The following is a 19,672-nucleotide window of genomic DNA, read 5'->3' on the forward strand; positions in this document are numbered from 1 at the left end:
CCGCGGCTCACGCCGGCTCGTGCCCCGGCAGTTCGGCGAACTCGTCCAGGGCGTGCGTGAGCCACTGGATCCAGAAGGTCTCCAGATCGAGGCCCGCGCGCAGCACCAGGTGCCGCAAGCGGTCCTGCGAGCTGTCCCTGCCGGGCGGGAAGTCGCGCTTCTCGATCTCCTCGTACTCGGCCAACTGGCGCTGGTGCAGGGTGAGATGGCGACGCAGATCGGCTTCGAGGCCCGCGGCCCCGACGACGGCCGCGGCCCGCATCCGCAGCAGCAGCGTGTCGCGGTGCGGCCGTGGGTCCTGGGAGGCGGCGGTCCAGCGGGCCAGTTCGGCGCGGCCCGCGGGCAGGACCTCGTAGCTCTTCTTCTGCCCACGGGCCGGCTGCTGTGACGGCAGGGTCTGGATGAACCCCTCGCCCTCCAGTTTTCCCAGCTCGCGGTAGATCTGCTGGTGTGTCGCCGACCAGAAGTACCCGATCGACCTGTCGAACCGGCGGGTCAGCTCCAGCCCCGAGGACGGCTTTTCGAGCAGGGCGGTGAGGATCGCGTACGGGAGGGACATGGGGTCATCCTAGGGACGTGCGGCGGCCCGGCCGCGACCGCGCCCGTGCGCCCTACAGGCTCGCCGCCAGCTCGGTGCCCTGCTTGATGGCCCGCTTGGCGTCCAGTTCGGCGGCCACGTCGGCACCGCCGATGAGATGCGCGCTCCGCCCGGCGGCGACCAGCGCCTCGTACAGACCGCGGCGCGGCTCCTGACCGGTGCACAGCACGACGGTGTCGACCGGGAGGACGGTGCTCTCCTCGCCGGCGGTGACGTGCAGTCCGGCATCGTCGATGCGGTCGTAGCGCACGCCCGGGACCATGGTGACGCCGCGGTGCTTGAGCTCGGTGCGGTGGATCCAGCCGGTGGTCTTGCCGAGGCCCGCGCCGACCTTGGAGGTCTTGCGCTGGAGCAGGTAGACCGTGCGCGGCGGGGCCGGGCGCTCGGGGGCGGCGAGGCCGCCGGGTCCGGTGTAGTCCATGTCGACGCCCCAGTTCCGGAAGTACGTCGCCGGGTCCTCGCTGGCCTTGTCGCCGCCGTCCGTGAGGAACTCGGCGACGTCGAAGCCGATGCCGCCCGCGCCGAGGACGGCGACGCGCCGGCCGACGGGGGCGTCGTCACGCAGGACGTCGAGGTAACCCACCACGCTCGGGTGGTCGATGCCGGGGATCTCCGGGACGCGCGGGGTGACGCCGGTGGCGACGACCACCTCGTCGTAGGCGGCGAGGTCCTCGGCCGACACCCAGGTGTTCAGCCGTACGTCGACGCCCTGCCAGTCGAGCTGGTGGCGGAAGTAGCGCAGCGTCTCGTCGAACTCCTGCTTGCCGGGGACCTTGCGGGCGACGTTCAGCTGCCCGCCGATCTCGCCCGCGGCGTCGAACAGCGTGACGTCGTGGCCGCGTTCGGCGGCGCTGACGGCGCAGGCCATCCCGGCGGGTCCGGCGCCCACCACGGCCACGCGCTTGCGCAGCCGGGTCGGGGAGAGGATCAGCTCGGTCTCGTGGCAGGCGCGCGGGTTCACCAGGCAGGACGTGATCTTGCCGCTGAAGGTGTGGTCGAGACAGGCCTGGTTGCAGCCGATGCAGGTGTTGATGGCCTCGGGCCGGCCGGCCGCGGCCTTGGCGACGAAGTCGGCGTCGGCGAGCATCGGACGGGCCATCGACACCATGTCCGCGCAGCCGTCGGCCAGCAACTCCTCGGCCAGTTCGGGGGTGTTGATGCGGTTGGTCGTGACGAGCGGGACGGACACCTCGCCCATCAGCCGCTTGGTGACCCAGGTGTAGGCGCCGCGGGGGACAGAGGTGGCGATGGTCGGGATGCGCGCCTCGTGCCAGCCGATGCCGGTGTTGATGATGGTCGCGCCCGCGGCCTCCACGGCCTTGGCCAGCGTGATCACCTCGTCCAGCGTGGAGCCGCCCGGGACGAGGTCCAGCATGGACAGCCGGTAGACGATGATGAAGTCCTCGCCGACGGCCTCGCGGACCCGGCGCACGATCTCGACCGGGAACCGCATGCGGTTCTCGTACGCGCCGCCCCAGCGGTCGGTGCGCCGGTTGGTCTGGGTGGCGATGAACTCGTTGATGAGGTAGCCCTCGGAGCCCATGATCTCCACCCCGTCGTAGCCGGCCTGACGGGCGAGGCGGGCGGCGCGGGCGTAGTCGTCGATGGTCCGCTCGACGTCGGCGTCGGTGAGCTCGCGCGGCGGGAAGGGGCTGATCGGCGCCTGGAGCGGGCTCGGGGCGACGAGGTCCTGGTGGTAGGCGTACCGGCCGAAGTGCAGGATCTGCATCGCGATCCGGCCGCCCTCGCGGTGCACCGCCTCGGTGATGACCTTGTGCTGCTCGGCCTCCGCGTCGGTGGTGAGCTTGGCGCCGCCCTCGTAGGGCCGGCCCTCGTCGTTGGGGGCGATGCCGCCGGTGACGATCAGGCCCACTCCCCCGCGGGCGCGCTCCGCGTAGAAGGCGGCCATGCGCTCGAAGCCGCGCTCGGCCTCCTCCAGGCCGACGTGCATGGAGCCCATGAGGACGCGGTTGGGCAGCGTGGTGAAGCCCAGGTCCAGCGGGCTCAGCAGGTGCGGGTAACGGCTCATCGGGGCCCCTCCGTGCGCGGTGTCGTGCCTGACGTAGTTGTAGAGGACCGGGAAGCCTTTATGCAACTAGTTGCACAACCGGGGCGGGGTGACACGGGCCACTCACGCGGGCGCCGAGTGGAGGCTGCGGGTGCGTCGGGGCTGGTCGCGCAGTTCCCCGCGCCCCTTGAGGTAGGCCCGCTGCACGTCCTCAAGGGGCGCGGGGAACTGCGCGAGCAACCACCCGCGACCCCGCGGCCGCCACGCGTCCCGGCCCACCCCAACTCGCCGTCGGGCACAGTGACCCCATGACCGCACACGCCGACGTCATCGACCTCGCCCAGCGACTGATCCGCTGCCCCAGCCGTGCCGGGATCGACCCCTACGGCCCCGTCCTCGGCGTCCTGGAGGACTGGCTGGCCGCGCGTGAGCTGCCGTATCGCCGCCTGCACGGCCACGACGGCGGTGTCGTCGGCCTGCTGGTCGAGGTCGAGGGCGGCCTGCCCGGCCCCTGGTGGGCGCTGGACGCCTGTGTCGACACCGCGCCGTACGGGGACGAGAGCGCCTGGACGTTCCCACCCGACTGCGGTGACGTCGTCGACGGCTGGCTGCGCGGCAGGGGCGCCGCGGACTCCAAGCTCGCCGCGGCGATGTTCTGCGCCATCGCGGCCGAGTTGCACGACCGGGCCGCCGGCCTGCGAGGCGGGCTCGCGGTCCTGCTCGACGTGGACGAGCACACGGGCGGCTTCGGCGGTGCCCGCGCCTATCTCGCCGACTCCGAGGCGGTCCGTCCGGCCGGGGTGATGATCGGCTACCCCGGGCTCGACGAGGTGGTGGTCGGCGGCCGCGGCCTGTGGCGGGCCACGATCGCGGTGCACGCGGCCGCGGGCCACTCGGGGTCCCGCGGCACCGCGCCGGGCGCGGTCTCCCGCGCCGCCCGTCTCGTGCGGCTCCTGGAGGAGTCGGGGCTACCGGGCGCCGAGGGCGACTTCCCGCTGCCGCCGAAGCTGACGCTGACCTTCTGCCACGGCGGCCAGGGCTTCTCGGTGGTGCCCGACCTGTGCGAACTCGGGGTCGACATCCGCACGACTCCCGGCTTCGACGCCCACGACGCCGAACGGCTGGTCCGCGACGCGGTCGGCGAGCTCGACGCCAGGGTGCCCGCCCCGCGCCCGACCGTGATCACGCCGGTGGCGTCCTGGCCGCCGTACCGGCTGGCCGAGGAGGAGCAGCCCGCGGCGGCGCTCCTGGACGCCGGTGCGCGGGCAGGGCTGAACGTGCGGGCCAGGACCGCCGGCCCCTCGAACATCGGCAATCTGCTCGCGGGCGAGGGCATCCCGGCCACCGCCGGCTTCGGCGTGCGCTACGCGGGGCTGCACGGCGTGGACGAGCGGGCCTGCCTCGAGGACCTGCCCGCCGTCCACGCCGTCTACCGGCACGCCGTGCTCGGCCTGCTGGGCCCGTCCTGACCGAGCTCGCCCTTGCCGGACTCGGTCAGGAGGCGCCGGAGCGGCTCTCCAGCACCACGTGCAGCTCTCGCTCCTGGTCGCCCGAGGCGGAGGCCAGGTCATGCACCGTGAACAGGGAGTCCAGCGTCGTACGGAGCCGTTCGATGGCCCAGTAGCCGCCCTGCGCGTCGGCCTCGACGGACGACGAGAGCCGGGCGGGTGCCGGGCACTCCTGCGTGTCCGTCACCTCGAACGTGCCGAGCCACACCATCGGGCGCGTCTCGTGGAGCTGCTGCGGCACGTCCTCGGGGCCCCGGTCGGACTCGAAGCACGTGCACAGCGCGTCGAACACGATCCGGGCGTCTTCCTTGCTGCATCCGCTGATCTCGACGGAGACGGGCTCCTCGTGCAGTCGTTCACGTTCCATCGTGATCGCTCCTCTCGTGGCCGCTTCGCGGTGCCACGGGTAGCCCGCGGAACCGGACCCCAACCCAAGAAAAGCACCACCCGCGCCGGAGCACTACCGGCGGGCCCCGCCGGCCCGGACCGCCGGAGCCCGCCCGCGCGGGAGCCGCCGTCCCCCGTCCGCGCCCGCCTCAGCCGCGCGTGAACTTGTACGTCTTGCTGTCGGTCAGCACGCAGAAGCCGGGCGAGATGACGATCACGCGCAGGGTGCCGGTACGGCGGTCGTAGTCGATGCCCTCCGTCTCGAAGCTGCCCGAGCAGGAACTGCGCAGCGGAAGCTGGCGCAAGGCCGTGACATGGCCGGTGACGTCCGAGCTGCCCGGCTCGGCGGACAGGTCGATCCGCAGCAGCGGCTTGGTCATGCCGAACAGGGTCCCCGCCGGGTCGTCGGAGGAGCACAGCAGCGTCTTCGCGTCGAGGAAGTCGCAGCCCTGCACGTCGCGTACGGCGTGGTCCAGCCGGATGCTGGAGGTCCAGGGGAGGTTCGCCGAGGGCGAGGTGCTCGGGTTGACCCCCGGGGTGGGGTGGACGAGCAGGCGGGTCATGGTGCCCCACTCGCCGGAGACCATCCACTGGCCTGCGGGAGCGATGGCGACGAAGGAGTTGTTCAGCGCCTCCCCGGAGCCGAGCGTGTGGACGTATTCCGACCAGGCCCCGTTCGGCGCCTGCACCCGGAACATCTTGGCGGTGCCCGAGTCCGCCTGGTACGGCTCCACGTAGTAGCCGTCGTAGGAGGCGTCGGGGTCGCCCACGTGGTTCCAGCCGCGGGTGGAGACCGAGAAGGGGATGGTGCCGATGCCGGTGTAGCGGTTGGCGCTGTTCGCCGGGACCTCGACCGAGGTCAGCCCCTGGCTTTCGGTCAGCGGATCGGCACGGTCGGAGCCCACCTCCGTCCAGGTGTCGGCGGCCTGCGCGGGCGCCGCGGAGGACATCACGGCTGCGGAGGCGAGGGCGACGAGGCAGGTCAGAACCGCATGACAACGTTGCCGGGCACGCAGGGCCATGGGAGGGGCTCCTCGGGGGGTGGGGGCGTGTCGGCGACAGTCTGGCGGGGTGATGTAGTCATGTACAGACCAAGAAGGAGAACACCCGCTGTCTGATCGGCCACAGTCGCGTGCCCCGGTGCCGCCTTCGGGGGACGCCCGCCGCCGTGTTGAGGGATGGTGGAGGTGAGCGACCGAGGGGGCCCGGAGACGGTTGAACACGGTAGAACAAGGGGAGTCGGCACGGGGGAACGGCGTGCCGCGAGGATGGGCGAAGGCGGTGCGTGGGATGTCTGCAGCCGAATCTCCCGTCGCCGGGGGCGACGAGCCGGTGCGCGGGCCGGTGGGCCCGAGCGGGCTGCTCGATGTCCTCGGCATGGCCTCGGTCGTGCTGGACATCGAGGGGCGCATCGTGCTGTGGAGCCCCCAGGCCGAGGAGTTGTTCGGCTATTCCGCCCAGGAGGCACTGGGCGAGTACGCCGCCCGGATCATGGTCCACGAACAGCACCTGGACCTCGTCGTCAAGCTGTTCGCCGACGTCATGGAGACCGGTGAGGGCTGGGCCGGGGCGTTCCCGATCCGGCGCAAGGACGGCGGCACGCGCCTGGTGGAGTTCCGCAACATGCGCCTGCTGGACGACCAGGGGGACGTCTACGCGCTGGGCCTGTGCGCCGACCGAACGACGGTCCGCCGGCTGGAGCGGGACGTCGCCCTGTCCACGCGCACCATCGCGCAGGCCCCGATCGGCCTGGCCGTCCTCGACACCGAACTGCGCTACGTCTCGGTCAACGCGGCACTGGCCCGGCTCAACGGCATCCCGGCCGAGGACCACATCGGCCACACACCGCGCGAACTGCTGCCCGGGGTCGACGCCGACGGCGTCGAGGCGGCCCTGCGCAGGGTCCTGGGCACCGGCGAGCCGGTCGTCAACCAGCGCATCGTGGGCCGCACGCCCGCCGATCCGGACCGGGAGCACTTCTGGTCCGTCTCGCTGTACCGCCTGGAGGACACGGCGGGCACGGTGCTCGGCGTGGCCGGGATGGCCGTCGACATCACCGAACAGCACCAGGCCGCGCTCGAAGCCCAGACAGCGCGGCGCCGCCTGGATCTCATCGCCGACGCCTCCGCGCGCATCGGCACCACCCTGGAGCTGGACCGCACGGCCCGCGAGCTGGCCGAGGTCGCCGTGCCGGAGCTCGCCGACATCGCGGCCGTCGACCTCCTCGAAGCCGTGGTGGACGGCCGGCGCAGGAGCCTCGGCCCCGCCGAGGCGGCGGTGATCCGTGCCCTGGCCGTCCAGGCCGACCACCCCACGGAGGCTCTCGACGCCGCCGATCCGCCGGGCGAGGTCGCCCGCTACGGCCCGCACCGCCTCGTCACCGAGTGCGTGCGCACCGCGAGCCCGGTGCTGCTCGCCCGCGTCGAGGAGAAGGACCTGCCGCGCATCGCCCGCTCCCCCGAGGCCGCCGTGCAGCTCGGCCGCGCCGGCGTGCACTCCTATCTGGCGGTGCCGCTCATCGCACGGGGCGAGGTGCTCGGCGCCCTCGATCTCAAGCGCACCCGCAATCCGCTGCCGTTCAGCGACGACGACCTGCTGCTCGCCCGGGAACTGGCCGCGCGTGCGGCCGTGCAGATCGACAACGCCCGCTGGTACCAGAACGCCCGCGACACCGCCCTGACCCTCCAGCGCAGCCTGCTGCCCAGCCACCCCGCGGTGACGGGCGGCCTGGAGGTGGCCTCCCGCTACCAGCCGGCGGGCGCCACCGCCGAGGTCGGCGGGGACTGGTTCGACGTGATCCCGCTGGAGGGCGGCAAGACCGCGCTCGTCGTCGGCGATGTGATGGGCAGCGGCATCGACGCCGCCACGACCATGGGCCGGCTGCGCACCGCGACGAACACGCTGGCCTCCCTGGACCTCGAACCGACCCGCCTCCTGGAACACCTCGACAAGATCACCCAGGGCCTCGACCACTCCATCGCCACCTGCGTGTACGCCGTGCACGACCCGAAGCTGCGACAGGTGCGGATCGCCAACGCCGGCCATCTGCCGCCCGCGCGCGTGCGCCACGGCCATGACCCGGAACTCCTCGAACTGCCCACGGGAGCGCCGCTGGGTGTCGGCGGCGTCGCCTTCTCGACGACGACCGTGGACCTCGAACCCGGCGACCAGCTCGTCTTCTACACCGACGGTCTCGTCGAGACACGTCAGCATCTGCTCGACGAGCGCCTCGACGCCCTGCTGGAGCTCCTCGACGACCCCGACCGCCCGCTGGAGGAATGCTGCGACCTCCTCCTGCGGACCCTGCACCAGCCGGACAACTCCGACGACGTGGCCCTGCTCATCGCGCGCGTGCTGCCCACGAGCTGATCGGGCCGAACGATTCCTCAACCGGCCCGGAGGCGGCCCCGGAACGGACCCGCGCGCCCTGACGTGGACCCCGGACCGAACCCGAGCCTCGGCCCCGCCCCGGCCCCGGACGCGAACCCCGGACCGAACGATTCTTCAGACGGCCCCGGACGGGAACCTGCCACGGCCGCCGGACCGGACACCGGCCGCCTGACGCGGTCGGCTCCGGGGCCGTGCGCCGTTTCCGGTCGCGCGGCCCCGGGCCCGTATCCGTCAGTGCCGGTTCCCGCCGTCAGGCGGCCTCCTGCAGTCTGTGCAGTGAGGCGACGAGCTGGTCCACCTCCCCGTAGGTGTTGTAGAGCGCGAGCGAGGCACGTGCCGCCGACCGCAGTCCGTAGTGGGCGAGGGCCGGTTGGGCGCAGTGGTGGCCCGCGCGGACGGCGATCCCGTCACGGTCGAGCCAGTCCGCGACGGCGGCCGGGTCCTGCCCCGCGAGCGTGAAGGTGAGCACCGCGATCCGGTCCGGCGCCGAGCCGATCAGCTCCAGTCCGGGAACCGTGGCGAGGGCGTCGCGCGCGTACGCCATCAGGTCCCCCTCGTAGACCGCGACGGCCTCGCGGTCCAGGGACGTCAGCCAGTTCAGGGCGGCGAGCAGTCCGACGACTCCGCCGATGTGACCGGTGCCGGCCTCCATCCGGTGCGGCACCGGCGCGAAGGTGGTCTCCCCGAAAGCCACGGATTCGATCATGTTCCCGCCGCCCTGCCACGGCGCCATCCCCGCGAGGAGTTCCGGTCTGACGTAGAGGGCGCCGATACCGGTCGGCGCGAACAGCTTGTGGCCCGAGAACGCGTAGAAGTCCGCGTCGAGATCCTGTACGTCGACCGGGAAGTGGCCGACCGCCTGGGCGCCGTCGACCAGCACCTTGGCGTTGTAGCGGTGGGCGAGTGCCGTCATCTCCTTGACCGGCGGGACGGTGCCGAGGACGTTCGACGCGTGGCTGATCGCGACGAGTTGGGTCCGCGAGGACAGCAGATCGCGGTACGCGTCCTGGTCGATCCCGCCGTCCCGGGTGAGGGGGACCGGTACGAGCCGGGCGCCGGTCTGCCTGGCGATCATCTGCCAGGGCACGATGTCCGAGTGGTGCTCCAGGACCGGCACCAGGATGTCGTCGCCGGGCCCGAGGTGGGCCCTTCCCCAGCTCTGGGCGACGAGGTTGACGGCCTCCGTGGTGCCGCGCACGAAGACGATGCCGTCCGGGCCGGCAGCGCCGAGGAAGTCGGCGACGGCCGCCCTGCCCGCCTCGTACGCCTCGGTGGCTTCCCGCGCCATGGTGTGGGCGCCGCGGTGGATGTTGGAGTTGGCGGCGCCGTAGTACGCGGCGAGCGCCTCGATGACCTGGCGCGGCTTCTGTGTCGTGGCCGCGTTGTCGAGCCAGACGAGGGGACGGCCGTTGACGGTGCGGTGCAGGATCGGGAAGTCCTGGCGCACCGACTCGGCGCTGAAACGTCCGGGTCGACGCAACCCGGCGAACGGGTCGGCCGCCCGGGACGGCCGGGCCGTGACGTCAGGAGTAGTCATGGTACGTGGACACCTCGACGTTCTGGAGAACGGCGACGGCGTCGTCCACCAGCACCGCGGTGTTGAAGTAGGCCGTCATCAGGTACGACGTGATTCCCTTCCGGTCCATGCCCATGTTCCGCATGGACAGGCCGGGTTCGACCTCGTCCGGCACCGCCGCGGGGCGCAGCCCCACCACGCCCTGCTCCGCCTCGCCGGTCCGCATCAGCAGGATCTCGGTGGTCCCGGCGGCGTCTCCTGAGCCGTTCGGGCAGGGCACCTTGTCGGAGGGAAGCAGCGGCACACCCCGCCAGGTCAGCAGCGGGCTGCCGAAGCGGCTGTCCGTCACCGGCGGCACTCCCCGCCGGGTACATTCGCGCCCGAACGCGGCGATGGCCCGGGGGTGCGCCAGGAAGCAGGCGGGCTGCTTCCACACCCTCGCGAGCAGTTCGTCGAGGTCGTCGGGGGTGGGCGCACCGGTGCGCGCCTGCACGCGCTGGCCGGCCGGCACGTTGTTCAGGAGCCCGAACTCGGGGTGGTTGAGCATCAGGTTCTCCTGCCGCTCACGCAGGGCCTGGACGGTCAGGTTGGCCTGTGTGCGGGTCTGGTCCATCGGCCCGTTGTAGAGGTCGGCGACGCGGGAGTGCACCATCATCCGGGTCTGCGCGAGCGTCATGTGGTACTCGCGGGGCGCGTCCTCGTAGTCCACGTACGTGCTCGGCAGGTCGACCTCGCCCACGTGCCCGCCGCTCAGGTCGATCGGCGCCTCGGCACCGGGTGTGGGCATGCCGCCCGCGGTGTACGAGTCCACCGCACCGCGCAGCGCGTCGTCGCGGTCCATGAGCCCGGCGAGCGCCGAACGCTCGGCGCGCAGCGCGACGCCCGGCGTGACCGCCTTCACGGCGTACGGCAGCGGCTCGCCCCGGGTCCACGCGTCCAGGTCGAAGTACTGTCCGTCGCCGATGACCTGGATCAGCGCCTCGTCGCCGTACCGGCCGGTGGTCCGCTTCTCGGCGCGGCCCCGGACGATCACCCACAGATGCTCGGCGGGGTCCCCCTCCCGCACCAGCACCTGACCGGGCTCGAAGCTCATCTCCGTGAAGGCGTCGGCCAGTTGGCCGAGGGACGCGTCGTCGGACTCGCGGAGGTACGGAATCTCGCGTAAGTCCCCCGGCACCACGCGAGGACCTCCCTCGTCGGTGTGGGTGCTGATGCGGTCGTCGCCGAGCACGTACGTGCGGCGCCGGTTGACTCGGTAGACACCTGATTCCACATCGACCCAGGGCAGGGCGCGCAGCAGATAGCGCGGTGTGACGCCGCGCATCTGCGGTGTGGTCTTCGTCGTGGTCGCGAGCTGCCGGGCGGCATCGGGGCCGAGGCTGATGCGGTCGGTCGTCACAGGGGGCTCCTCTGGTCGATCGCTCCGGAGTGGACTTTCGTTCGAGCGACGCCGATCGTGCAGGCAGCAACTGCCCCTCACAAGGTGCGCACGGCACCGGGGGACGCGGTCCGGGCCGAAAACCCGCGCCCCCGAGCGAGGCGCGCGCGGCTCGCCCGTCCGCTCGGGCCGGGGGTGCCACCAGTGGCGGAGCCTCGGACCGTGTTCCGCGACGCGAGGAGGACCGCCGGCCCGAAGCCCGGTCAACTGCCCTACAGAGGACTCGATTTGGCCCCGTATGGCAGCTTTTGAATTCCCAAAGCAGTGCTTATACGGACCCATTTCGGGGCACGGTTAGGTGAATCGGAAAGTACGCGTGAATCACCCGGGACGGCCGGCCTCCCGCGCCCGCGGGGAAGCGAGCGTCCCTATTCACAGGAACCCTTTTCACAGGAACTCATTACCGGTTCCTTATGGTTCGCCTCCCACAATCACAGCAAGGCATGGCATGGGGATGCCGGGTGCCGTGACCGAGGGGAGCGAGCGGTGACACACGATCCGGATCACGAACACCACGTCGGCGGCGAACCGCCGGACACCGGCTTCGAGGTCCTGACGGGACCGGGCGGCCCGGAGCGGGCGCCACGCGCGGCGGCGCTGCGCGGCCTGTGGCAGCGGCGCTCGGGCCGCGCCAGGGCGGTGACCGCGGCGGCCACCGTCTCCGCCCTGGCCCTCGGCGGCACGGTCGCCTACGCCGCCACCTCCTCGGGCCCCGGGGAGGGGACGCCGCCCTCGGCCTCCGGGCCGGCGACGCCGTCACCGGGCACGCCCGGCGAACGGCACGGACCCGGCGCCCGGTTCGGCCTCGGCGGAGCCGGTGTGCACGGCGAGTCGACCGTGCGGGATCCCGAGAGCGACGAGTGGGTCGTACGGATCTGGCAGCGCGGGACCGTCGAGAAGGTCGACGGCGACCAGGTCACGGTCAGGAGCGAGGACGGCGCCGTCTGGACCTGGACCGTCGGCTCGGACACCACCGTGCGCCACGACGGGGACAAGGGCTCCGGCGCCGGCGACCTGGAGAAGGGCGACGACATCTTCCTCGTCGGCACCCGGGCCGACGACGACACCAGGACGGCCACCCGTGCCCTCGCGGGCGACTGGGAGGAGTGGAGGAAGGAGAAGGGCAATGACCGGAACACAGGGCCGGGTGACCGGCGCGGCGAGTTCCCCGGGTTCCGGCACTGGGACCGGCCCGGATCCGGCCCCTCGGACCGTCCCTCGCACAGCGACGCCACGACCTGACCCGGCCGGCCGGACCCCGCGCGGCCTTCAGCGGGCCGGGGCGCGCCCGATCACGACGTTCGCGTACAGCTCCTCGGAGACGACCAGACGCGCCGACAGCCCGGTGCCGGTGAAGGCTTCCAGGGCCGTCGGTGCCTGGCGTTCGCTCGTCTCGATCAGCAGGCAGCCGCCGGGCGCCAGCCAGTCGTGCGCCCCGGCCGCCACCCGGCGCAGCACGTCCAGGCCGTCCGGGCCGCCGTCGAGCGCGACAAGGGGTTCGTGGTCGCGGGCCTCGGCGGGCAGAAGACCGACCTCGTCGGTGGGTACGTACGGCACGTTCGCGGCGAGGATGCCGACACGGCCGCGGAGGCTGTCGGGGAGCGCCTCGAACAGGTCGCCCGTGTGCACCTGCCCCTCGTAGGGGGCCACATTGCGCCCGGCGCAGCGTACGGCCGCGGGGTCTATGTCGGCGGCGTGCAGTTCGACGGAGCCGGGTGAGCCCAGCGCGGCGGCCAGGGCCGCGCCGACCGCGCCCGAGCCGCAGCACAGGTCCACGACCACGGTCGCGTCGGGAGCTGCGGCGAGGGCCTGTTCGACCAGGAACTCGGTACGGCGGCGGGGCACGAAGACACCGGGTTCGACGGCTATGCGCAGCCCGCGGAACCGCGCCCAGCCGACGACGAGTTCGAGGGGCAGGCCCGTGACGCGCCGGTCCACCATGGCGGCCAGCTCGTGCGGGGTACGGGCCGCGGCCAGGATCAGCCGGGCCTCGTCCTCGGCGAAGACACAGCCGGCGGCTCGGAGCGCGGACACGACGGAGTCGTACGGGAGCGAGGCGGGGGATGCGGGCGAGGAGGGAGACAGAGGGGGCATGGAAGCCGAGAGCCTTTCGGAAACCGAAGGGTGCTCTCGCGGCCGCCTACTGGCGGTGGTCCGCGCCGTTCCGTGGTGAGAGCACCCGACCTGACACAGCGGTAATGGGTCTCACCTCCGGGGTCTCCGCAGGACCGGGGCCGTCCCGGTCGGACCGCCACATTACCCCAACGATCACGGCCGCGGGCCCTTCCCGGCCCTCGGTGGGACGCCCCCGCCGCAACGCGTACGGTTGTACGAGGAACGTACCGATCACGCTCGACCCGCGGGCCGTCGCCCACGACGGCCTGGAGGCACCCCGCATGAACGTCACCCGAGGCTTCACCGGACGCCCACGCGTCCGGAACGACGCGCTGCCGCCCGGCCAGTACGACGCGGGCGACGACTGGCCCGTCCTGTCCGCCGAGGTCACGCCCGACCTGACGCCGGCCGAGTGGTCGTTCCGCGTCGACGGGCTGGTCGCGGAACCGCGCGCCTGGAGCTGGGACGAGGCGCACGCGCTGCCGGCGTCGGCGTACGAGGGCGACATCCACTGTGTGACGAGCTGGTCGAAGTTCGGCGTGCGGTTCGGCGGGGTGTCACTGGACGCCTTCCTCCATGTGGTCCGGCCCCATGTGTCGGCCACACACGTCGTGGCCTACTCGCACACCGGCTACACCACCAGCCTTCCGCTGGCCGACCTGACCGGTGGACGGGCCTGGATCGCCTGGGAGTACGACGGGAAGCCGTTGACCCCGGAGCACGGTGGTCCGGCGCGGCTGCTGGTGCCGCACCTGTACTTCTGGAAGAGCGCGAAGTGGATCGCGGGACTGCGCGTCCTCGACCACGACGAGCCGGGGTTCTGGGAGCAGAACGGCTACCACGCCCGCGGCAACCCCTGGGAGGAACAGCGGTACTCCGGTGACTGAGGCACTCGACAGCTACACGCCGCCGACCCGGTTCGCCGTGCCCGGCCGGATCGCCGTCAGCGAGCAGGCCGCCGCGCTGTGGCAGACGGCCACGATCACCGAGATCCGCAGCGAGACCCCGCACGCCGCGACCTTCCGGCTCGCGGTGCCCGACTGGGCGGGCCATCTGCCCGGCCAGCACCTGATGCTGCGGCTGACCGCCGGGGACGGCTATGTGGCCCAGCGCCACTACTCGATCGCGTCGGCGCCCGACGACCGCGGACACATCGAGCTCACCCTGGACCATGTGGACGGCGGTGAGGTCTCCGGCTGGTTCCACACGGTGGCCGAGCCCGGTGACACGGTCGAGGTGCGCGGCCCGCTCAGCGGCTTCTTCGCCTGGCCCGGGGACCGGCCCGCGCTGCTGGTGGGCGCCGGGTCGGGCGTCGTCCCGCTGATGTCGATGGTGCGGCACCACCGGGCGCGGGCGATGGACGTGCCGCTGCGGCTGCTGGTGTCGGCGCGCAGCCCCGAGGAGCTCATCTACGCGCGGGAGTACGGCGCGGAGACGACGCCGGTGTTCACGCGGAGCGCGCCGGAGGGTGTGGCGGTGGGACGTATGGCCGCCGCACATGTGGCGTCGCTCCTGTCCGAGCGGCCTCCTGGTGGGTGGGAGGCATATGTGTGCGGCTCCAACGGGTTCGCGGAACATGCCTCACGGCTGCTCGTGGCGGCGGGCCAGCCCGTGGACCGCATCCGTATCGAACGCTTCGGCTGACCGGCGGCCCGTGCCGGGCCGGGTGTGCGATGTACGTCCGGATTCCGAAGGAACGATGTCCGCCGTGCGGGGTACCTGGACGGCATGCGAAGCCGGGTACACGGCTGGCGCCTGCGATCGAGTCCGTTGCGGCGCCGGTCAGATGTCGTCGAAGCGTGGACGCTGGTGACCGTGACTGTCCTGCTGCTGGTCGTCGCTCCTCTGGCAGGAGTGGTGGCGGCCTGGTGGGCCCACGGCGACGCCCGGGCCATGGCCCGGGACCGGGAGGCCGACCGGCGGCACGTCCGGGCCGAGGTCGTCGACAGAGCGTCGCGCGCCACTCCGCTCGTGCAGGGCGGGCGTCAGCCGACCGCCGAGGCGACGGTGCGCTGGACGGATCCGGAGCGGGGACGCCGTACGGCCACGGCACGGGTCCCGGCCGGGACGCGGACGGGTGAGACCGTCGACGTCTGGCTGGACGCCCGCGGCCGGACCGTGACCCCGCCCCCGGGCACCACGGCGGTCTGGCAGAACACGATCACGATCGGCGTCTGCGCGACGGGTGGTGCCGTCGCGGTGATCCTCTTCGCTCACACCGTCGTACGGCATGGCGCCATGCGCCGTCGCCTCGCCGAGTGGGACCAGGCATGGGCCCGCGCAGAGCCGGAGTGGACGGGCCGCCGCGCCTGAGCCAGCGGCCTCCACCGGGCGGCTTCCGGGACCCGGCCGGCCGGATCCGCCATGACCGTCTCCAGTGCACCCCGGCACATGCGCCCAGCCCCTTGCTCACGCACCGCCCGCCGCTCCACCCTCCTCACCTCACGCGCACGGCCCGCGCCATCGGCTCACCCCACGCCCTCCGTCCCTCCCCCGCCGTCCGCCCAGCTCACCCCACGCACCCTTCCCCCCCGCCGTCCACTCCTTGCATCCTGCGCGCCACCCGGCCATGCACCCGCAACGCGTCCGCCAGTCCCGGCAGCCGGGGTTCGCCGTGATCGACCAGGACGCGGCCGCCGACCACGGTCGTCCAGGCCCGGGCCGGCCCGCACCTCAGCCACGCCTCCACGGGATCGCTCAGCGCGCCGGCCAGGGCGACCTCGTGCAGGTCCCAGACGACCAGGTCGGCGCAGGCACCGGGCCGCAGATGGCCCAGTTCGTCGGCGCGGCCCAGACAGCGCGCGGAGCCCCGGGTGGCGATGTCGAGGGCGTCACGGGCGGTCATCGCGCCGGGGCCGCCGCGGTAGCGGCCCAGCAGCAGCGCGGCCCGGGTCTCCATCCAGAGGGAGGCATGGTCCGTCGAGGCCGAACCGTCGCAGCCGATGCCGACGGGCAGGCCCAGTTCGCGCATCTCCCCGACACGGGCGGTACCGCCGCCGATGAGCATGTTGGAGCTGGGGCAGTGCGCCACGCCGACCCCCGCTGCCGCGAGACGGCGCAGCTCCGCGTCGTTCGGGTGGATGCAGTGGGCGACCCAGCTGCGGTCGCTCATCCACCCGGTCTCCTCGAAGTACTCGACGGGACGACAGCCGTACGTCTCGAGGCAGTACGTGTCCTCGTCGGGGTCCTCCGCGAGATGCGTGTGCAGTCGTACGTCGTGCCGCTCGGCGAGTTCGGCGGTCGCGGTCATCAGCGTCTTGGTGACCGAGAAGGGCGAGCAGGGCGCGAGCGCGACGCGTACCAGCGCGCCCGGTCCGGGGTCGTGATACGCCCTGATCAGCCGCTCGCTGTCGGCCAGGACCTCGTCGTCCGTCTGCGTGACTCTCCTCGGCGGCAGTCCCCCGTCCTCGACGGAGCGGGTCATCGAACCGCGCGTGGCGTGGAAGCGGAAGCCGATGTCGCGAGCGGCACGGATCTCGGCGTCGACGAGGTGCGGCCGGGGATGGACGTAGAGGTGGTCGGCGGACGTGGTGCAGCCGCCCATGAGGAGTTCGGCCATGCCGACGTAGGCCGAAACGTACGCGGCCTCCTCGTCGAGACGGGCCCAGATCGGGTAGAGGGTGGTGAGCCAGTCGAACAGCGAGCCGTTCACGGCGGGCGCGTAGGAGCGGGTGAGGTTCTGGTAGAGGTGATGGTGCGTGTTGATCAGGCCCGGGGTGACGAGCCGTCCGGCCGCCGAGACGGTCGTGCGGGCCTCGGGTTCGCTCCCGGCGTGTCCGACACCGGTCACCCGACCATCGGTGACGGCCAGCCAGCCGCCGGGGATCTCCCGCCCTCCGTCCACGACGAGCAGTTCGGCATCCCTGACCAGCAGTTCCGCGACCTTGACCGGAGGATCGACGGCAGACGTCATGGCGCCATCGTAGGGGCACGGGCGGCCGAGATCTGGCGAGTCCTCCGATCATCGACGTACGGTGTGATCATCCGCAGTCACTCTTCGCAAAGGCGGTCCGTCATGGCCCTGTTCGACCTTCCGCTCGACGAACTGCGCGAGTACCGCAGCGAGTCCGTCGAGCCCGAGGACTTCGACTCGTTCTGGTCCAAGACGCTCCAGGAGGCGCGCGAGCACGATCTGGACGCACGCTTCGAGCCGGTCGACACGGGGCTGAGCACGGTGCGGGTGTACGACGTGACATTCGCCGGGTTCGGCGGTCACCCGGTGAAGGGCTGGCTGCGGCTGCCGGCCGGCGTGAGTGAGCCGTTGCCGCTGGTCGTGGAGTTCATCGGCTACGGCGGCGGACGCGGTCTGCCGCACGAGAACCTGCTGTGGGCCTCCACGGGCCGGGCGCACTTCTTGATGGACACGCGCGGTCAGGGCAGCGCGTGGGGCGCCGGCGGCGGGACACCTGACCCGGTGGGCGCCGCGCCCGCGTATCCCGGGTTCATGACACGGGGCATCGACGCGCCCGAGAACTACTACTACCGCCGGGTGCTGACGGACGCGGTCCGTGCCGTCGAGGCGGCCCGCTCCCACCCCCTGACCGACGCCGCCCGCACGGTCGCGCTGGGCGCGAGCCAGGGCGGCGGCATCACGATCGCGGTCGGCGGCCTGGTCCCTGACCTGGCGGCGGTCGCGCCGGACGTGCCGTTCCTGTGCGACTTCCCGCGCGCGGCCACCCTCACGGACCGTCACCCGTACCGCGAGATCGGCCTTTATCTGAAGACGCACCGGGGCCACTCTGAGGAGGCCCTGCGCACCCTGTCCTACTTCGACGGCGTCCACTTCGCGGCGCGTGGCCGGGCGCCCGCGTTCTTCTCGGCGGCCCTGGAGGACCAGACCTGCCCGCCCTCGACCGTCTTCGCGGCGTTCAACGCCTGGGCCCACGACGAGAAGGCCATCGAGGTGTACGACTTCAACGACCACGAGGGCGGCGGCCCGTTCCACGAGGCGGCCAAACTGGACTGGCTGCGTTCGCACGGCTGAGGGCGCCGTATGGAGACGCGTGAGGCCGCGGAGCGATTCGTGCGTGTCTGGCGGCGGGCCTGGGCCGAGCACGACGTGGACGCGCTGCTGGAGCTGTACGCCGAGGACTGCGTGCACCGCTCGATGCCGTTCCGTGCGCCGCATCGGGGACGCGCCGAGCTGGGCGCGTACCTGCGCTGGTCGTTCGCGGCCGAGCGGGTGACCGACGTGCGGTTCTCCGCCCCGGTCGTCGGCGGGGACGGTGTGGCCGTGGCCGAGTTCCGGGTCCTCTCCGAGGAGGACGGGGCGCCGGCCACGCTGGCCGGCTGTGTCTTCGCGCGTTTCGACGCCGCGGGACTGGCGGTCGAGACCCGCGACTACTGGCACTCGGCCGAGGGGCACCGGGAGCCGGAGGGCGCGCTGTTCTTCGGCTGACTTCGGCGGTGCGCGCACCTTCCGCCCAGTCCGACCAGTCGGTACGTTCGGGGAGCCCGGGTCACGGCGTCGTGGCCCGTGGTTCCCGCGGACGACAAGGGGTGGGCCGATGGCGGAGTACCAGGCACAGGTGCAGGGGCGGTGCGATCCGCGGTTCGCGGCGGTGCGGGAGGCGTTCGAGGCGAACTTCCGGGAGCGCGAGGAGCTGGGCGCCGCGGTCGCCGTCACCGTCGACGGCCGGACGGTGGTGGACCTGTGGGGCGGCTGGGCCGACGCGGAGCGCGGGCGCCCCTGGGAGCGCGACACGCTGGTCAACGTGTGGTCGACGACCAAGGGGCCGACCGCCCTGTGCGCCCACATCCTCGCCGACCGGGGCCTGCTCGACCTGGAGGCTCCGGTGGCCACGTACTGGCCGGAGTTCGCCGCCGCCGGCAAGGAGCAGATCCTGGTACGGCATCTGCTGTCGCATCGCGCCGGCCTGTCCGGGCTGCGGGAGCCGCACTCGTTCGAGCAGCTCTGCGACTGGGAGCTGACGACGCAGCGGCTCGCCGCGATGGAGCCGTGGTGGGCGCCGGGGACCCGGTCCGGGTATCACGCGTTCACGTACGGCTTCCTGGTCGGGGAGGTCGTGCGGCGGGTGTCGGGGCTGCTGCCGGGAGCTTTCCTGGAGCGGGAGGTGACCGGTCCGCTGGGTGTCGACTTCGCGATCGGACTGCCCGCCAAGGAATCCGGACGGGTGGCCGAGCTGGTGCAGCCACCGGTCGCCAGGTCCAGTGAACAGGCGGCGATCTTCAGCCAGTTGGCGCCCGCCGCCCTGGCCGCGCTGACCAATCCGGTCCTGGGTGCGGCCCAGGCCAACTCGCCCGAGTGGCGGGCCGCCGAGATCCCCGCCGCGAACGGGCACGGCACCGCACGTGCGGTCGCGGCCCTGTACGGGATCTTCGCGGGGCGCGGGACCTTCGACGGCCGTCACGTCCTGTCCCCCGGGTCGGCCGAGCGGGTGCGCGAGGGGCAGGGCGGCTGCCGGGATCTCGTCCTGGGCGCCGGGTTCGCGCACGAGACCGAGATCGGACTCGGCCTGTGGCTGAGCGGACCGAACGGTTCGTACGGCCCCAACCCGCGGGCTTTCGGACACGACGGCTTCGGCGGCTCGTGCGGGCTCGCGGACCCGGAGGCCGGGGTGTCGCTGGGGTACACGATGAACCGGATGGGGCCTCATATCGCGGACGACCCGCGGAAGATGGCGCTGATCGACGCCCTGTACGGCGCCCTGTGACGGCTGTTCGGCGCGGGCCGTTTCAGCCGAAGTGAGGG

17 protein-coding genes are annotated in these 19,672 nt (G+C 72.6%); 9 read left to right on the forward strand and 8 right to left on the reverse strand.

Annotation, left to right across the window (positions count from 1 at the left end; all coding sequences use genetic code 11):
* Positions 1 to 7 precede the first annotated feature (7 nt).
* A complete protein-coding gene (locus ACGFW6_RS10190) occupies positions 8 to 559 on the reverse strand; it encodes a PadR family transcriptional regulator (RefSeq protein ID WP_393506647.1) in 552 nt (183 codons plus the stop codon).
* Positions 560 to 611: 52 nt separating this feature from the next.
* Complete coding sequence (locus ACGFW6_RS10195; protein ID WP_393506649.1) at positions 612 to 2,627, reverse strand: FAD-dependent oxidoreductase; 2,016 nt, start codon at positions 2,625 to 2,627, stop codon at positions 612 to 614.
* Between the two features lie 287 nt (positions 2,628 to 2,914).
* Between ACGFW6_RS10195 and ACGFW6_RS10200 the strand changes: the two genes are divergently transcribed.
* On the forward strand, positions 2,915 to 4,075 hold the full coding sequence (locus tag ACGFW6_RS10200; protein WP_393506651.1) for a M20 family metallopeptidase: 1,161 nt from the start codon (positions 2,915 to 2,917) through the stop codon (positions 4,073 to 4,075).
* A gap of 25 nt (positions 4,076 to 4,100) precedes the next feature.
* Here ACGFW6_RS10200 and ACGFW6_RS10205 read toward each other — a convergent pair whose 3' ends face one another.
* Entirely contained in the window at positions 4,101 to 4,481 is a 381-nt protein-coding gene (locus ACGFW6_RS10205; protein ID WP_393506653.1) for a hypothetical protein, read from the reverse strand.
* 169 nt (positions 4,482 to 4,650) lie between these two features.
* Positions 4,651 to 5,523 (reverse strand): hypothetical protein, encoded by an 873-nt coding sequence (locus ACGFW6_RS10210; RefSeq protein WP_393506655.1) that lies wholly within the window; start codon positions 5,521 to 5,523, stop codon positions 4,651 to 4,653.
* Between the two features lie 268 nt (positions 5,524 to 5,791).
* Between ACGFW6_RS10210 and ACGFW6_RS10215 the strand changes: the two genes are divergently transcribed.
* Positions 5,792 to 7,870, forward strand: coding sequence for a SpoIIE family protein phosphatase (locus ACGFW6_RS10215; RefSeq protein ID WP_393506657.1), 2,079 nt, complete (start codon positions 5,792 to 5,794; stop codon positions 7,868 to 7,870).
* A 271-nt stretch (positions 7,871 to 8,141) separates the two neighbouring features.
* Here the strand turns inward: ACGFW6_RS10215 and ACGFW6_RS10220 are convergent, their stop codons facing one another.
* Both ACGFW6_RS10220 and ACGFW6_RS10225 read right to left on the reverse strand, forming a co-directional pair.
* Positions 8,142 to 9,428, reverse strand: a complete 1,287-nt coding sequence (locus tag ACGFW6_RS10220) for a SufS family cysteine desulfurase (protein ID WP_393506659.1) — start codon at positions 9,426 to 9,428, stop codon at positions 8,142 to 8,144.
* Positions 9,415 to 10,806, reverse strand: coding sequence for a family 2B encapsulin nanocompartment shell protein (locus ACGFW6_RS10225; RefSeq protein WP_393506661.1), 1,392 nt, complete (start codon positions 10,804 to 10,806; stop codon positions 9,415 to 9,417). The genes ACGFW6_RS10220 and ACGFW6_RS10225 overlap by 14 nt, the downstream gene beginning before the upstream one ends.
* A 525-nt stretch (positions 10,807 to 11,331) precedes the next feature.
* Between ACGFW6_RS10225 and ACGFW6_RS10230 the strand changes: the two genes are divergently transcribed.
* A complete protein-coding gene (locus ACGFW6_RS10230) occupies positions 11,332 to 12,087 on the forward strand; it encodes a hypothetical protein (protein WP_393506663.1) in 756 nt (251 codons plus the stop codon).
* Between the two features lie 27 nt (positions 12,088 to 12,114).
* On the opposite strand, the gene ACGFW6_RS10235 is transcribed toward ACGFW6_RS10230, so the two are convergent.
* Positions 12,115 to 12,939, reverse strand: coding sequence for a putative protein N(5)-glutamine methyltransferase (locus ACGFW6_RS10235; RefSeq protein WP_393506665.1), 825 nt, complete (start codon positions 12,937 to 12,939; stop codon positions 12,115 to 12,117).
* A 302-nt stretch (positions 12,940 to 13,241) separates the two neighbouring features.
* Here ACGFW6_RS10235 and ACGFW6_RS10240 point away from each other — a divergent pair, with 302 nt between their 5' ends.
* The 3 genes from ACGFW6_RS10240 to ACGFW6_RS10250 all read left to right on the forward strand — a co-directional run bounded on the left by ACGFW6_RS10240 (position 13,242) and on the right by ACGFW6_RS10250 (position 15,273).
* Positions 13,242 to 13,847, forward strand: coding sequence for a sulfite oxidase-like oxidoreductase (locus ACGFW6_RS10240; RefSeq protein WP_393506667.1), 606 nt, complete (start codon positions 13,242 to 13,244; stop codon positions 13,845 to 13,847).
* Positions 13,840 to 14,604, forward strand: coding sequence for a ferredoxin reductase (locus ACGFW6_RS10245; protein WP_393506669.1), 765 nt, complete (start codon positions 13,840 to 13,842; stop codon positions 14,602 to 14,604). The genes ACGFW6_RS10240 and ACGFW6_RS10245 overlap by 8 nt, the downstream gene beginning before the upstream one ends.
* Positions 14,605 to 14,688: 84 nt before the next feature.
* Entirely contained in the window at positions 14,689 to 15,273 is a 585-nt protein-coding gene (locus tag ACGFW6_RS10250) for a hypothetical protein (protein WP_393506671.1), read from the forward strand.
* A 196-nt stretch (positions 15,274 to 15,469) separates the two neighbouring features.
* Here ACGFW6_RS10250 and ACGFW6_RS10255 read toward each other — a convergent pair whose 3' ends face one another.
* Complete coding sequence (locus ACGFW6_RS10255) at positions 15,470 to 16,873, reverse strand: 8-oxoguanine deaminase (protein WP_393506673.1); 1,404 nt, start codon at positions 16,871 to 16,873, stop codon at positions 15,470 to 15,472.
* A 102-nt stretch (positions 16,874 to 16,975) separates the two neighbouring features.
* Here ACGFW6_RS10255 and ACGFW6_RS10260 point away from each other — a divergent pair, with 102 nt between their 5' ends.
* The 3 genes from ACGFW6_RS10260 (at position 16,976) to ACGFW6_RS10270 (ending at position 19,634) form a co-directional block, all read left to right on the forward strand.
* A complete protein-coding gene (locus tag ACGFW6_RS10260) occupies positions 16,976 to 17,944 on the forward strand; it encodes an acetylxylan esterase (RefSeq protein ID WP_393506675.1) in 969 nt (322 codons plus the stop codon).
* Positions 17,945 to 17,953: 9 nt separating this feature from the next.
* On the forward strand, positions 17,954 to 18,358 hold the full coding sequence (locus ACGFW6_RS10265; RefSeq protein WP_393506677.1) for a nuclear transport factor 2 family protein: 405 nt from the start codon (positions 17,954 to 17,956) through the stop codon (positions 18,356 to 18,358).
* A gap of 109 nt (positions 18,359 to 18,467) precedes the next feature.
* On the forward strand, positions 18,468 to 19,634 hold the full coding sequence (locus ACGFW6_RS10270) for a serine hydrolase domain-containing protein (protein WP_393506679.1): 1,167 nt from the start codon (positions 18,468 to 18,470) through the stop codon (positions 19,632 to 19,634).
* The last annotated feature ends 38 nt before the right edge of the window (positions 19,635 to 19,672 follow it).

It is taken from the genome of Streptomyces sp. Y7 (assembly GCF_043195415.1).
Taxonomy (GTDB): Bacteria; Actinomycetota; Actinomycetes; order Streptomycetales; family Streptomycetaceae; genus Streptomyces.

Coding starts and splice junctions, on each gene's coding strand:
- ACGFW6_RS10260 (WP_393506675.1), top strand. CDS start 16,976: ATGGCCCTGTTCGACCTTCCGCTCGACGAACTGCGCGAGTACCGCAGC.
- ACGFW6_RS10195 (WP_393506649.1), bottom strand. CDS start 2,627: ATGAGCCGTTACCCGCACCTGCTGAGCCCGCTGGACCTGGGCTTCACC.
- ACGFW6_RS10250 (WP_393506671.1), top strand. CDS start 14,689: ATGCGAAGCCGGGTACACGGCTGGCGCCTGCGATCGAGTCCGTTGCGG.
- ACGFW6_RS10205 (WP_393506653.1), bottom strand. CDS start 4,481: ATGGAACGTGAACGACTGCACGAGGAGCCCGTCTCCGTCGAGATCAGC.
- ACGFW6_RS10240 (WP_393506667.1), top strand. CDS start 13,242: ATGAACGTCACCCGAGGCTTCACCGGACGCCCACGCGTCCGGAACGAC.
- ACGFW6_RS10270 (WP_393506679.1), top strand. CDS start 18,468: ATGGCGGAGTACCAGGCACAGGTGCAGGGGCGGTGCGATCCGCGGTTC.
- ACGFW6_RS10200 (WP_393506651.1), top strand. CDS start 2,915: ATGACCGCACACGCCGACGTCATCGACCTCGCCCAGCGACTGATCCGC.
- ACGFW6_RS10215 (WP_393506657.1), top strand. CDS start 5,792: ATGTCTGCAGCCGAATCTCCCGTCGCCGGGGGCGACGAGCCGGTGCGC.
- ACGFW6_RS10220 (WP_393506659.1), bottom strand. CDS start 9,428: ATGACTACTCCTGACGTCACGGCCCGGCCGTCCCGGGCGGCCGACCCG.
- ACGFW6_RS10265 (WP_393506677.1), top strand. CDS start 17,954: ATGGAGACGCGTGAGGCCGCGGAGCGATTCGTGCGTGTCTGGCGGCGG.
- ACGFW6_RS10210 (WP_393506655.1), bottom strand. CDS start 5,523: ATGGCCCTGCGTGCCCGGCAACGTTGTCATGCGGTTCTGACCTGCCTC.
- ACGFW6_RS10235 (WP_393506665.1), bottom strand. CDS start 12,939: ATGCCCCCTCTGTCTCCCTCCTCGCCCGCATCCCCCGCCTCGCTCCCG.
- ACGFW6_RS10190 (WP_393506647.1), bottom strand. CDS start 559: ATGTCCCTCCCGTACGCGATCCTCACCGCCCTGCTCGAAAAGCCGTCC.
- ACGFW6_RS10255 (WP_393506673.1), bottom strand. CDS start 16,873: ATGACGTCTGCCGTCGATCCTCCGGTCAAGGTCGCGGAACTGCTGGTC.